At 71.3% G+C, this 13,243-nt stretch carries 12 protein-coding genes; 9 read left to right on the forward strand and 3 right to left on the reverse strand.

The window, feature by feature from the left end:
- Positions 1–7: 7 nt before the first annotated feature.
- A complete protein-coding gene (locus tag ACI2L1_RS29670) occupies positions 8–1,198 on the reverse strand; it encodes an alcohol dehydrogenase catalytic domain-containing protein (RefSeq protein WP_404742462.1) in 1,191 nt (396 codons plus the stop codon).
- A gap of 193 nt (positions 1,199–1,391) precedes the next feature.
- On the opposite strand from ACI2L1_RS29670, the gene ACI2L1_RS29675 reads away from it, so the two are divergent.
- The gene (locus ACI2L1_RS29675) at positions 1,392–2,384 is read left to right on the forward strand and encodes a DUF3048 domain-containing protein (RefSeq protein ID WP_404742463.1); all 993 of its coding nucleotides are present in this window, start codon (positions 1,392–1,394) and stop codon (positions 2,382–2,384) included.
- Here the strand turns inward: ACI2L1_RS29675 and ACI2L1_RS29680 are convergent, their stop codons facing one another.
- Entirely contained in the window at positions 2,385–2,849 is a 465-nt protein-coding gene (locus tag ACI2L1_RS29680) for a MarR family winged helix-turn-helix transcriptional regulator (protein ID WP_404742464.1), read from the reverse strand. It lies immediately after the preceding gene.
- Between the two features lie 133 nt (positions 2,850–2,982).
- Here ACI2L1_RS29680 and ACI2L1_RS29685 point away from each other — a divergent pair, with 133 nt between their 5' ends.
- The 8 genes from ACI2L1_RS29685 to ACI2L1_RS29720 are packed head-to-tail and all read left to right on the forward strand — an operon-like array spanning position 2,983 to position 10,299.
- Positions 2,983–3,765 carry a CoA transferase subunit A gene (locus ACI2L1_RS29685; protein ID WP_404742465.1) on the forward strand — a complete coding sequence of 261 codons (783 nt, stop codon included), beginning with the start codon at positions 2,983–2,985 and terminating at the stop codon, positions 3,763–3,765.
- Positions 3,765–4,409, forward strand: a complete 645-nt coding sequence (locus ACI2L1_RS29690) for a CoA transferase subunit B (RefSeq protein WP_404742466.1) — start codon at positions 3,765–3,767, stop codon at positions 4,407–4,409. The genes ACI2L1_RS29685 and ACI2L1_RS29690 overlap by 1 nt, the downstream gene beginning before the upstream one ends.
- The gene (locus ACI2L1_RS29695; protein WP_404742467.1) at positions 4,406–5,608 is read left to right on the forward strand and encodes a thiolase family protein; all 1,203 of its coding nucleotides are present in this window, start codon (positions 4,406–4,408) and stop codon (positions 5,606–5,608) included. The genes ACI2L1_RS29690 and ACI2L1_RS29695 overlap by 4 nt, the downstream gene beginning before the upstream one ends.
- 18 nt (positions 5,609–5,626) lie before the next feature.
- A complete protein-coding gene (gene pcaH, locus ACI2L1_RS29700; RefSeq protein WP_404742468.1) occupies positions 5,627–6,400 on the forward strand; it encodes a protocatechuate 3,4-dioxygenase subunit beta in 774 nt (257 codons plus the stop codon).
- A 6-nt stretch (positions 6,401–6,406) separates the two neighbouring features.
- Positions 6,407–7,012, forward strand: a complete 606-nt coding sequence (gene pcaG, locus ACI2L1_RS29705; RefSeq protein ID WP_404742469.1) for a protocatechuate 3,4-dioxygenase subunit alpha — start codon at positions 6,407–6,409, stop codon at positions 7,010–7,012.
- The gene (pcaB, locus tag ACI2L1_RS29710; RefSeq protein ID WP_404742470.1) at positions 7,009–8,340 is read left to right on the forward strand and encodes a 3-carboxy-cis,cis-muconate cycloisomerase; all 1,332 of its coding nucleotides are present in this window, start codon (positions 7,009–7,011) and stop codon (positions 8,338–8,340) included. The genes pcaG and pcaB overlap by 4 nt, the downstream gene beginning before the upstream one ends.
- Positions 8,337–9,458, forward strand: coding sequence for a 3-oxoadipate enol-lactonase (gene pcaD, locus ACI2L1_RS29715; RefSeq protein WP_404742471.1), 1,122 nt, complete (start codon positions 8,337–8,339; stop codon positions 9,456–9,458). The genes pcaB and pcaD overlap by 4 nt, the downstream gene beginning before the upstream one ends.
- Positions 9,459–9,507: 49 nt before the next feature.
- Positions 9,508–10,299, forward strand: coding sequence for an SDR family NAD(P)-dependent oxidoreductase (locus tag ACI2L1_RS29720; protein WP_404742472.1), 792 nt, complete (start codon positions 9,508–9,510; stop codon positions 10,297–10,299).
- Positions 10,300–10,314: 15 nt separating this feature from the next.
- Here the strand turns inward: ACI2L1_RS29720 and ACI2L1_RS29725 are convergent, their stop codons facing one another.
- On the reverse strand, positions 10,315–12,984 hold the full coding sequence (locus ACI2L1_RS29725) for an ATP-binding protein (RefSeq protein ID WP_404742473.1): 2,670 nt from the start codon (positions 12,982–12,984) through the stop codon (positions 10,315–10,317).
- Between the last annotated feature and the right edge of the window lie 259 nt (positions 12,985–13,243).

Consider the following 13,243-nt stretch of genomic DNA (forward strand, 5'->3'; position numbering starts at 1 on the left):
CGGAGCCCTACGGCCGCATCAGCACCTTCACCGTGCCGTCCTGCTTCTTCTGGAACATCTCGTACGCGTGCGGGGCGTCCGACAGCGGCACACGATGAGTCGCGAAGTCGTCGACGCCAAGCGGGTCCTCGTCCGTCAGGTACGGCATGATCTCGTCGGCCCAGCGGCGCACGTTGGCCTGGCCCATCCGGATCTGGATCTGCTTGTCGAACATGGTGAGCATGGGCAGCGGGTCGGCCATGCCGCCGTAGACGCCGGTGAGGGAGAGCGTGCCACCGCGGCGCACCAGTTCGATGGCGGTGTGCAGGGCGGCGAGCCGGTCGACGCTGAAGCGCTCGGCGAACGGCCCGCTCAGCCTGCGCGGCAGTCGCGCCGAGGCGTTCTGGGCCAGCCGGGCGGCCCCGCTGCCGTGTGCCTCGGTGCCCACCGCGTCGATCACGGCGTCCGGGCCACGGCCGTCGGTCTCGTCGCGGATCGCCTGGACCAGTTTCTTCTCGCTGTCGAAGCTCCTGAGGTCGTACGTCTCCACGCCACGCGCGCGTGCCCGGCGCAGCCTCTCGGCCACCAGGTCCACGCCGAAGACGCGCCCGGCGCCGCGCACCTGGGCGATCCGGCAGGCCATGTCGCCGATGGGCCCGAGGCCGAGCACGGCGACGCTGCCGCCCTCGGGGACGTCCGCGTAGGAGACGGCCTGCCAGGCGGTGGGCAGCACGTCGGAGAGGTAGACGAAACGGTCGTCCGGCGCGCCCTCGGGCACCTTGATGGGCCCGTACTGGGCCTGCGGGACGCGCAGGTACTCGGCCTGCGCGCCCGGTACGGCACCGTAGAGGCGGGTGTAGCCGAACAGAGCGGCTCCCATGCCCTCGCTGGTGACCTGGGTGGTCTCGCACTGGGTGGGCAGTCCGGTCATGCACATCCAGCAGTTGCCGCAGGCGATCTGGAAGGGCACCACGACCCGGTCGCCCGCCGCGAGGTCCGGGACACCGGCGCCGACCTCCTCGACGATGCCCATGGGTTCATGGCCGAGGATGTCTCCCGGTGTCATGAACGGGGTGAGCACCTCGTAGAGGTGCAGGTCGGAGCCGCACAGCCCGGTTGAAGTGATCCGGATGACGGCGTCCGTGGGTTCCTCGATCCGGGGATCGGGCACCTCCTCCACCCGTACGTCCCGCTTGCCCTGCCAGGTCACAGCCTTCATCTCCCGGCACTCCCTCCGTCACGTCCGCGTGTCGGTCCTGGGGTCGCCCCGGGTACCCGTGGAGGTGTCCGCCGAATCGCGTTCCTGGGCCGATCGGCCTACCGGACGCGACCAATCAGAATCGGACGGGTATGGCCACCAATGAACTTATAAGCGCACAATCGATGGCACGAGACGGGTGGTCATGGTGGGCATGGGACGCGGGGCGCGCACACGACGCGCCCGTACGGCGGCGGCGGTGCTGGCCGTCACGGGTATCTTCGCCGCGGGCTGCACGGGGCAGGGCACGCCCCGTGTCCCGGCCGACGACGGGCGCGGCGAGGTGCGCACCTCGGAACCGGGCACATCGGAACCGAGCCAGGAGTCCGACCGGCCCTCCGTGCTCGCCGTGAAGATCGACAACGTGCGTGCGGCGCGGCCGCAGACCGGAATCGACTCCGCGGACATCGTCTACGCCGAGCAGGTCGAGGGCGGCCTCAGCCGCCTCATGGCGGTCTTCGCGACAAAACTGCCGAAGGCCGTCGGCCCGGTCCGCAGCGCCCGCGAGTCCGACCTGGAGCTGCTGCGGCAGTTCGACGACCCGACGCTCGCCTTCTCCGGCGCCCAGGGCAAGCTGATGCCCCTGATCAACCGGGCACCGCTGGACGCCAAGACCCCCGAGACGGCGGCCGGCGCCTACTTCCGCGGTCCCGACAAGGTCTCCCCGCACAACCTCTATCTGCGCCCGAAGCGCCTGATGCCCACCGAGCCGGGCGCGGCCGCGCTGACCACCGGCTTCCGCTACGGCCCCGCGCCCGCAGGCGGTACCGAGGACACCTCGGAGACGGTCCGGTTCCCGGCCGCCCGCTTCACCTTCACCTGGTCCGCGAGCCGGGGGCGCTGGCTGGTCTCGATGGACGGCAGACCGGACACGACGAGCAACGGGAAGCGGCTGGCACCGGCCACGGTCGTCGTGCAGTACGTGAAGGTGCGCCCGTCCGCCTACCACGACTTCCTCGGCAACAACACGCCGTACACGGTGACGGTCGGCTCGGGCCGGGCGAAGGTGCTGCGCGACGGACGCGCCTACGACGTGAACTGGAAGAGGGAGAAGGCCGCCGACGGGACGGAGTTCACCACGAAGGACGGCAAGCCGGTGAACTTCGCGAAGGGCCAGGTGTGGGTCGTGTTCGCGAAGGCGTCCTGATCAGCGCTGGGTGACGAGGGGTTCCGCGGGATTGCGGAGCCCCTCGGCCGCGTCCGAGACCCTGCGGATCAGCTCGAAGAACAGGTTCTGTTCGTCGGCGGAGAGCGGGGCCAGGAAGACCTGGTTCATCCGGGCCGTGCGCACGCTCAGCTTGCGGTGGGTGCGCACCCCGTCGGCGGTCAGGCGCAGCAGGAAGCGCCGGCCGTCCTGCGGGTCGCGCACCTTGTCGAGCAGCCCGCGCCGGCCGAGCCGGCTGATGACCTCGGCGATGGTGGAACGGTCGAGCCCCACCCGCTCCCCCACCGTGCGCTGGTCGAGCCCCGGCTCGGCGACGAGCGCGTTCAGGACCGCGAACTGCGGCGAGGTGATCTCCTCGGAGACCATCGTGTTCCACAGCAGGTAGTGCGCCTGCTGGAGCCGCCGGGCGAGGTGCCCGGGGTGGGTCGTGAGGTCCACCGCGGCCATGTGCGCTCCCGAGTCGTATTGGTTGGTGCACTGAAGAGTAGTGAGTCTTGACGACAGGCTGCCACAGTGGCAGCTTAAGAGGAACCTCGCTGAAGTACTCAGTGTACTGAGCAATTGGAATGGGGCTACACGGATGGACAAGGTGGTCGCCACAGCCCGGGAGGCGGTGGCCGACGTGACCCGGGGCTCGTCGCTGGCGGTGGGCGGTTTCGGGCTGAGCGGTGTGCCGAACGTGCTCATCCAGGCCCTCTTCGAGCAGGGCACCGACGGACTGTCGGTGGTCTCCAACAACTGCGGGGCGATGGAGTCCGGGCTCGCGATCCTGCTCGCGGCCGGACGGATCGCCCGGGTGACCGGCTCCTACATCGGCGCCAACAAGGAGTTCGCCCGCCAGTACCTGGCCGGTGAGCTGGAGGTCGAGATGATCCCGCAGGGCACGCTCGCCGAGCGGCTGCGGGCGGGCGGCGCCGGCATCCCCGCGTTCTTCACGCCGGCCGGGGTGGGCACCCAGGTCGCCGACGGCGGACTGCCCTGGCGCTACGACGGCCAGGGCGGCGTCGCCCTCGCCTCACCGCCGAAGGAGGTGCGGGAGTTCGACGGCACGGAGTACGTTCTGGAGCACGGGATCCGCACGGACTTCGCGCTGGTCCGGGCGGCGAAGGGCGACCGGCACGGCAACCTGGTCTTCAACAGGTCCACACGGAACTTCAACCCCCTCGCCGCGATGGCCGGCAAGGTCACCATCGCCGAGGTGGAGGAGCTGGTGGAGCCCGGCGAGATCGATCCGGACGCGGTGCATCTGCCGGGGATCTTCGTGCAGCGGGTCGTCGCACTGACCCCGGAGCAGGCCACGGACAAGCGGATCGAGCAGCGGACGATCTCCGCGGCTCCGGCACGGGGCACGGTGAGCAGCTGATGGCATGGACGCGGGAAGAGATGGCCGCGCGGGCCGCGCGCGAGCTCCAGGACGGTCAGTACGTCAACCTGGGCATCGGTCTGCCGACGCTGATCCCGAACTACCTCCCCGAGGGCGTCGAGGTGATCCTGGAGTCCGAGAACGGCATCCTGGGCACCGGCCCCTACCCCACCGAGGACCAGGTCGACCCCGATCTGATCAACGCGGGCAAGGAGACCGTCACCGTGCTGCCGGGAGCGTCCTTCTTCGACTCGGCGCTGTCCTTCGGGATGATCCGGGGCGGACACATAGACGTCGCCGTGCTGGGCGCCATGCAGGTGTCCGAGAACGGCGACCTGGCCAACTGGGCCATCCCCGGCAAGATGATCACCGGGATCGGCGGGGCGATGGATCTGGTCCACGGCGCCCGCACGGTCATCGTGGTGATGACCCACACCGCCAAGGACGGCTCCCCGAAGATCCTCACCGAGTGCGCGCTGCCGCTGACCGGCAAGGCGTGCGTGAACCGGATCATCACCGACCTCGGCGTCCTGGACGTCACCGAGGACGGCCTGGTGCTGGTGGAGACGGCACCAGGCGTGGGCGTCGAGGAGATCACCGCCAAGACCGATGCCAAGCTGACCGTCGCGGAGGGCCTGCAGTGAAGAACGTCTACATCGTCGACGCGGTCCGCACGCCGATCGGCCGCTACAACGGAGGCCTCGCGGGCGTCCGCCCGGACGACCTGGGCGCACATGCGATCCGTGAACTCCTGGGTCGTACACCCGACTTGGATCCCGCACGGATCGAGGACGTCTACTTCGGCAACGCCAACGGCGCCGGTGAGGAGAACCGCAACGTGGGCCGGATGGCCGCGCTGCTCGCGGGGCTTCCGACGTCCGTGCCGGGCGTGACCGTCAACCGGCTGTGCGCGTCGGGTCTGGAGGCGGTGATCCAGGCGGCCCGCGCGATCGCCGCCGGGGACGCCTCCATCGCCGTGGCGGGTGGTGTGGAGTCCATGACCCGGGCGCCGTACGTGCTGCCCAAGTCCGACAAGCCGTTCCCGGCCGCCCACACCGAGCTGTACTCGACCACGCTGGGCTGGCGCATGGTCAATCCGAGGATGGAGCCGCAGTGGACGATTCCGCTGGGTGAGTCGGCGGAGCTGATCGCGGACAAGCACAAGATCACGCGTGAGCAGCAGGACGAGTTCGCACTGCGCAGCCATCGGAAGGCGGCGGCGGCGCAGGAAGCGGGTCTCTTCGACGCCGAGTTGGCGCCCGTGAGCATCCCGCAGCGCAAGGGTGAGCCGATCGTCTTCGGCGCTGACGAATGCGTACGGCCGGACGCATCGCTGGAGGCGATGGCGCGGCTCAAGCCGTCGTTCCGGCCCTCCGAGGGGACCGTCACGGCGGGCAACGCGTCGCCTCTCAACGACGGTGCCGCGGCACTGCTGTTGGTCGACGACGAGGGTCTCGCCGCGACCGGTCGCGAGCCGCTGGCCCGGATTTCCGCCACCGGGGTCAACGCGCTCGACCCGCACTACTTCGGGCTCGCCCCGGTCGAGGCGGTCAACCGCGCGCTCGCCAAGGCGGGCAAGGGGTTTGACGACCTGTCAGTGCTGGAGCTGAACGAGGCGTTCGCCGCCCAGGTACTCGGATGCGTCGCCGAGTGGCCCGAGTTCGACCCGGCGATCCTCAATCCGCAGGGCGGTGCGATCGCGCTCGGGCATCCGCTGGGTGCGTCCGGGGCGCGTCTCGCCGGAACCGTGGCCCACCAACTCGCGCGCAAGGGCAGTGGCGTCGGGGTCGCCACGCTGTGCATCGGGGTGGGCCAGGGGCTCGCCCTCGTCCTCGAACGCTGACGAAACGCAGGAATCCTCATGACTCTCACCCAGCACGACATCGACCAGGAAATCGCCGCCGAGCACGCCGCCTACGAGAAGCGGCTCGCCGACGGGGCTCCCGTCGAGCACCAGCCGCGCCGCGACTACGCGCCCTACCGTTCCTCGGTGCTGCGGTATCCGAAACAGCCGCCGATCGGCATCGACGTGTCCAAGGACCCGGAGCTGGTGGAGCTGCACTCCCCCGCGTTCGGGGAGCGGGACATCACCGAGATCGACAACGACCTGACCCGGCAGCACAACGGGGAGCCGATCGGGGAGCGGATCACCGTCGAGGGCAGGCTCCTCGACCGCGACGGCCGCCCGATCCGCGGGCAGCTGGTCGAGATCTGGCAGGCGAACTCAGCCGGGCGTTACGCCCACCAGCGTGAGCAGCACGACGCCCCGCTGGACCCGAACTTCACCGGCGTCGGCCGCACACTGACCGACGACAGCGGCTGCTACCGCTTCACGACCGTCCAGCCGGGCCCGTACCCCTGGCGCCAGCACGTCAACGCCTGGCGGCCCGCCCACATCCACTTCTCGCTCTTCGGCACGGCGTTCACCCAGCGCCTCGTGACGCAGATGTACTTCCCGAGCGACCCGCTGTTCCCCTACGACCCGATCATCCAGTCGGTCACCGACGACGCGGCCCGTCAGCGGCTGGTCGCCACCTACGACCACAGCCTGTCCGTACCGGAGTTCTCGATGGGCTACCACTGGGACATCGTGCTGGACGGACCGCAGGCAACCTGGCTCGAAGAAGGGCGCTGACCAGCCATGACGAAGATCGACACAAGCCGCCCGGAGACCGTGCTGCCGACCCCGTCGCACACGGTCGGGCCCTTCTACGGCCACGCCCTGCCGTTCCCCGGCGGCGGCGACATCGCGCCCATCGGCCACCCCGAGACGATCGTCCTCCAGGGCCGCATCACCGACGGCGAGGGCAACCCGCTGCCGGACGCCTTCGTGGAGCTGTGGAGCGCCGACCCGGAGGGCAACGTCCCGAAGGCCGACGGCTCGATGCGGCGCGACCCGGCGAGCGGCGGCTTTCTGGGCCGCAACGGCGTGGAGTTCACCGGCTGGGGCCGCATCCAGACCGACGCCAACGGCCACTGGACCGCACGGACCCTGCGCCCGGGCGCACGCGGGCAGAGCGCGCCGTACATCAGCGTGTGCGTCTTCGCACGCGGTCTGCTGGTACATCTGTACACCCGGATCTACCTGCCGGGCGACGAAGCGGCCCTCACCTCCGACCCGCTGCTGGCCCGGGTGCCGGCCGAGCGACGCGACACGCTGATCGCGCGGGAGCAGGCCGACGGCACATACCGTTTCGACATCCGCCTTCAGGGCGAAGGCGAAACGGTCTTCCTGGAGTTCCAGTGACTTCTCCCGATCCGGACACCGGCCTGCTCGCCCCCGGGTGGGCAGGCTCCCCCGCCGCCTCCGCGACCTCCGACGGCGCCTACCTCCAGGCACTGCTGGACGCGGAGGCGGCGCTGACCCGGGCGCAGGCCGCGCTGGACCTGGCCCCGGCGGAAGCGGCCACCGCGGTGACCGAGGCGGCCGACGCGGACCGTTTCGACGTACGGTCCCTCGCCGCCCGTGCGCGCGGCGGCGGCAACCCCGTCATCCCCCTGGTCGCCGACCTCACGAAGGCGGTCGGTGAGCAGTACGGCCCGTACGTCCACCGGGGCGCCACCAGCCAGGACATCCAGGACACGGCGACGATGCTGGTCGCGGCCCGCACCCTTGGCCTCCTCCTGGCCGACCTCGACCGCGTCCAGCGAACCCTGTCCCGGCTCGCCGCCGCCCACCGCGACACCGCGATGCCGGGGCGGACACTGACCCAGCACGCCGTACCGACGACGTTCGGGCTGAAGGCGGCCGGGTGGCGTTCGCTGGTACTGGACGCGCGGGACCGGGTCGCCGTCGTACGGGGTTCCCTGCCCGCCCAACTGGGCGGCGCCGCCGGGACATTGGCGGCCTTCACGGTGTACGGCGCCGAGGACACCCGGTCCCTCACGGAAGCCTTCGCCCGCGAGCTCGGGCTCCAGGCACCGTTCCTCCCGTGGCACACCCTGCGCACCCCGATCGCCGACCTCGCCGGATGTCTGGCCTTCACCGCCGGAGCCCTGGGCAAGATCGCCGCGGACGTACTGGTGCTCGGCCGTACCGAGATCGCCGAGGTGGCGGAGGGCAGCGGTGGCGGCTCGTCGGCGATGCCGCACAAGGCGAATCCCGTACGGTCCACGCTGATCGCCGCCGCCGCCCGGCGCGCACCGCACCTCGCGGCCACCCTGTACGGGACGATGACCGCCGAGGACGAACGGCCCGCCGGAGCCTGGCACGCCGAGTGGGAGCCGCTGAGGGATCTGCTGCGGCTGGTCGGCGGAGCGGCCCTGGACGCCGTCGAACTGACCGAGGGGCTACGGGTCCACGCGGATGTCATGCGCGAACACCTCGGCCTCACCCACGGGTTGATCGTCTCCGAACGGCTCGCCGCCGAGCTGGCGTCCGTGCTGGGCCGGGCCCGCGCCAAGGTCCTGCTCACGGACCTCGCCAAGAGGACGTACACCGAGGGTCTCTCGCTTGCCGAACTCCTCTCCCAGGAGCCCGAGTTGAAGGACGCCGACCTCGACGAGCTCACCGACCCGGCCCGATACACCGGCTCCGCAGGAACCCTCACCGACCGTGCTCTGGAGCGACGTTGACCGAGAAACTGCTCAACCACCGTGCCGAGGGCCCCGTTTCCGCACCCCCGCTGCTGCTCGGGCCCTCGCTCGGGACGTCGCACGCCCTGTGGGACAAGGTGGCGCCCGAGCTGTCCATCACCCACCGGGTGGTCCGCTGGGACCTGCCCGGACACGGTGGTTCGGCGGCCGGACTGATCGCCCCCGGCGCCACCGTCGCCGACCTCGCCGACCTGGTGCTGGCACTGGCCGACTCGCTCGGCATCGAGCGGTTCGCGTATGCCGGGGTGTCGCTGGGCGGTGCCGTCGGTCTGCATCTGGCCGTGCATCACCCGGAGCGTGTCGACTCGCTGGCCGTGATCTGCTCCTCGGCCCACTTCAACGGTCGCGGTCCCTGGGAGGAGCGGGCCGAGCGGGTCCGGCGGGAGGGGCTGGGGTGGCTGGTGGAGAGCGCGAACTCCCGTTGGTTCGCGGGCGACTTCACCGTGCCGGAACTCGTACGGGACCATGTCGAGGCCGACCCGGAGGCATACGCGGCCTGCTGTGACGCGCTGGCCGCCTTCGACCTGCGCGACCGGCTGACCGAGATCTCCGCGCGCACTCTGCTCGTCGCCGGCCGCCAGGACCCCGCGACCCCGCCCCCGCACCTGCGGGAGATCGCCGACGCGGTGCCGGGCGCCACGCTCGTCGAGCTCCCAGGGGCCTCGCACCTGGCGCCCGCGCAGTGCCCGGAGGCCATCCTCACCACCCTGCGGGCGCACCTCGACGGCGGCGCCAGGCGGGGCATGCAGGTGCGACGCGAGGTGCTCGGCGACCCGCACGTGGACCGCGCGCAGGCCCGCCAGACGCCCTTCACCGCCCGATTCCAGGACTTCATCTCGCGCTACGCGTGGGGCGAGATCTGGACCGACCCGACGCTCAGCCGCCGCGAGCGCAGCATGATCACACTGACCGCGCTGGTCGCGCACGGCCACTACGACGAGCTGGCCATGCATGTGCGGGCGGCGCGGCGCAACGGGCTCACGCCGGAGGAGATCGGGGCCGTACTGCTGCAGACGGCCGTGTACTGCGGGGTGCCGGCGGCGAACTCGGCCTTCGCGACGGCTCAGCGGGTGCTGGCGGAGGAGACGGAAGGGTGATCCCAGCAGGGACAGGCACGGGCCGGCGGGGTGTGCCTACGGTGGGGGCATGTCCACGATTCTGATCACCGGGGCCACCTCGGGACTCGGCCGGTACGTCGCCTTCGAACTGGTCCGCTCCGGGCACACCGTCCTCGCCCATGGCCGCGACCGGAGCCGCACCGAGAGTCTGGTGGCGGAGCTGAGGTCGCAGGGCGAGGCGGAGGGCTTCGTCGCCGACCTCGCCTCCCTGGCGCAGGTGCGCGAGCTGGGCGCAAGGGTCGCCGAGGCCCACCCCGACCTGGACGTCCTGATCAACAACGCGGGCGTGGGCGCCGGTTCACCGGGCTCAGGTCGCGAGGTGAGCACCGACGGCCACGAACTCCGCCTGGCGGTCAACTACTTGGCGCCGGTGGCGCTGAGCCGGGCCTTGCTGCCTGTGCTGCGCGCGAACACACCCGCACGGATCGTCAACGTCGGTTCGGTCGGCCAGGAACCGGTGAACTTCGACGACCCGGAGTTCACCCATGGCTACGCGGGCTTCGCCGCGTACTGCCGAGCCAAATTCGCCCTGGCGGCCCACACCTTCACCCTGGCCGAGGAGTTGGCGGACACGGGGGTCGCGGTGAACGTCCTGCACCCGGCGACGTTCATGGACACGGCGATGGTCCGGGAGGGCGGGGTGGCCCCGTGGTCGACGGTGGCCGACGGAGCTCCGGGAGTCCTTGCTTTGGCCACGGAGGACTTGGGTACGGGCCGGTACTTCGACGGGACGAATCCGGCACGGGCGCACGAGGAGACGTACGACAGGGAAGTGCAGAAACGCCTGCTGACAATCACCGACCAGCTGATCGCACCCTGAAGGGGCGGGGACAGCTCACCCCGTCTCCAGCACACCCCTGGCCCGCGCCGCCAACCCGTCCGCCCCACAGAACTCCGCAAGCGCCAAGCCCCGGTTGAGCTCAGCCACCGACCGCGTCAGAATCCCGTACTCCACCCGAGCCGCCGCATGCTCGTACTGGCAAGGCGACGACTCAAGAAGAGCGACGGCCTGCTCAGCCAAACGAACCGCCCGCTGCCCCGTCTCCAGCGCCGCAGCGCACCGCAGCGCCTCACCGATCGCCGTGTCCGTACCGAGCCGCTCGGCATGCCGACGAACATCCGTGGCCAACTGGGCGGCCCGCACCGGATCCTCACCAGCCAGAGCCCGCGCCAGATCGACGGCCCACGGCACCAGCACCGGATTGTGGTGCCCCCGAACCGCCGCCGCCTTCTCCGCGGCGTCCAGTTCGTTGACGCCGTCCTTCGTCCGACCCACGGCCAGCAGCAACCGCCCCCGCACGGACCGCGGATCCGGCAACACGATCGTGGACGGATACGGTGGTGCGAACCCGTACTGCTCGGCGATGGACCACGCCTCCTGGACATGCCCTCGCGCGAGCAGCGTGTCGACGAGGTTGCAGGTCGCCGACCAGTGCAGCGGCAGCCCCCGCCCCACCCGCTCGGCGATCCGCAGCGATTCGCGCAGCGAGGTCTCGGCCTCCCGAAGGCGCCCGCGGCGACGGTGGCCGAGGCCGACGTAGGCGTGGGCCAGGGCGAGATGCCCACCGCTCCAGCCGGCCGACTCGTAGGTGCGCAGTGCCTCGTTGTACAGCGCCTCCGCGCGGTCGAGCCGGTCGGTGTAGGCGTACGCGCTGGCCAGCATCAGGGGCAGTTCGAGGCCCCACTCGGTGTCGGTCCAGCCGAGACCCGGGGCCAGTCGGCCGTTCACCAGGGAGCGGTCGCACAGTTCGACGACCTCCTCGGCGCTCTCGCCCCGGGCCATCGCGTCGAAGCCGCGCAGCATGAGCAGGGCCCGCTCGGAGTTGTCCCGGCCGGTGCAGATACGGGCGAGTTCGGCGAGGCGCTCGGAGCGGCCCGCCGCGCCGGCCTCGCTCGCGTAGAGGCCCTCCCACATGTACTGCACGGCCTGCAGCCGGAGCCGGGCCGGGCCCTCGTGCCGGTCGGCCTCCGCCTCGACGGTGCGGACGGCCTCCTCCAGCTGGTTGTTGTGCAGGAGGGCCTGGGACAGGCGGAAGACGGCGTCGACCCGCTCGGTGCCTTCGAGGCCGGGCATGGCGAGCGCGGTCCGGAGGTGGCCGATGGTCGTGGCGGGGGCGGTCAGAAGGGTGGCGCAGCCGAGTTCGAAGAGCACACGCGCGTGGACCTCGGGGACCGGGGGTTCCAGCAAGGCGCGCTCCAGGCAGCGGCGGGCCGCGTCGGGGGCGCCGACGAGGAGGTGTTCACGGGCGGCCTCGCGCAACTGCTCGACGAGTTCCTCGTCGTCGTCCGGGTGGACCTGGAGAAGATGCCGGGAGGCGGCCGCGGCACCGAGCCCGGAGTCGGTGACGACCTGGGCGGCGACGCCGTGCCAGGCGCGCCGCAGGGCGTCGGGGATGGAGTTGTAGACGGCGGAGGCGATCAGCGGGTGGACGAACTCCAGCTCGCCGTCCTCGGCCCGGTGGTTGGTGGGGTTCCGTTCGGTGAGGATACGGGCGTCCCTGAGGAGGACGGCACAGCGAGCCGCTTCCTCGGACTTCAGCGTGGAGAGCTTGGCCACCAGGGAGACGGTGATGTCCTTGCCGAGGATCGCGGCGGCCCAGGCGAACTTGGTGGCGTCGACGCCGAGTTCCTCCAGGCGGGCGACGAGACCGCCGCCGCGGGCCGAGCGGTTCAGTTCGCGCAGTTCGCACGCCGAGCCCTCGCTCGGCTCCATCTCGCTGTCCTGGACCTTGGCGAGGAGTTCGACGGTCTCGTACGGGTTGCCGTCGGTGACGGCCCACACCTCGCGGCAGAACGGGCCGTCGGCGTGCTCGCCGAGGGTGGCGCGGGTGAGGCCGGCCGTGGCCTCGGGGCTGAGGGCGCTCAGGTTGGTGAGGGGGTGGCCCGCGGTGGAGGCCACCGCCTCCAGGAGGCGGGCCCGCTCGCCGGAGGCTTCGCCGGGGCGGCGGGCGACCACGACCAGGACGGACAGGTCGTCCAGCCGCTCCGCGAACGCGGCGAGCCAGCGCAGGGTCTCCTGGTCAGCCCAGTGGGCGTCGTCGACCAGCAGCACGAGCGGCCAGTCCCGGCGGGCCAGCCGGCGCACCGCGGCGACCAGGCCGTCGCACACGCCCTGCGGGTCGGCCTGCCGCTCCCCCAGGTCCGCGATACCGAGGGCGGGGCCGGCGATGTCGTACCAGTCGCCGAGGTATTCGCGGGCCTCCTCGGGCATCAGGGACAGAAGGGCGGGCTGCAGCAGTTGTCGTACGACGTTGAAGGGGACGGACCTGAGGGTCTCGCCGCCCCGCGCGGACCAGACCGTGCAGCCGCGGGCCTCGGCGATACGGCGGGTCTCGGCCAGCAGGGCGGTCTTGCCGAAGCCCGCCTCGCCCCGGATCACCAGCACGCTGCCCAAGGACGCGCGGTCCGCGCACAGGGAGTCGACCGCCCTCTCGACGGCCGTGACTTCCTCTTCGCGCTCCCACAGCGAGGTCGGGGCGGCCGCAGTGGGCCGTACCTCCGTCATCCCGCTACCTCCCCAAGTCGCCTGAACGACGTACAGATCTCGAGCGTAGCCGTCCGAGTGCGGAAGCGGAGGCCGGTCGGGGTAGCTGTTGCCTCGACGGGTGACCTCGGGTACGTGCAGGCGACGCGCCTTGCCCGTGACCAGCCATCGACAAATCTGACGAACAGTCAGTTGTCGGGCCGGAGCAGCCGGGAGGCAGCGGGGGTCTACGGCTGCTTCGCGACGATCATCGCGGCGCGGTTCTTCACGCCGGAGGGCG

The organism is Streptomyces sp. NPDC019531, assembly GCF_044903305.1.
Classification (GTDB): domain Bacteria; phylum Actinomycetota; class Actinomycetes; order Streptomycetales; family Streptomycetaceae; genus Streptomyces.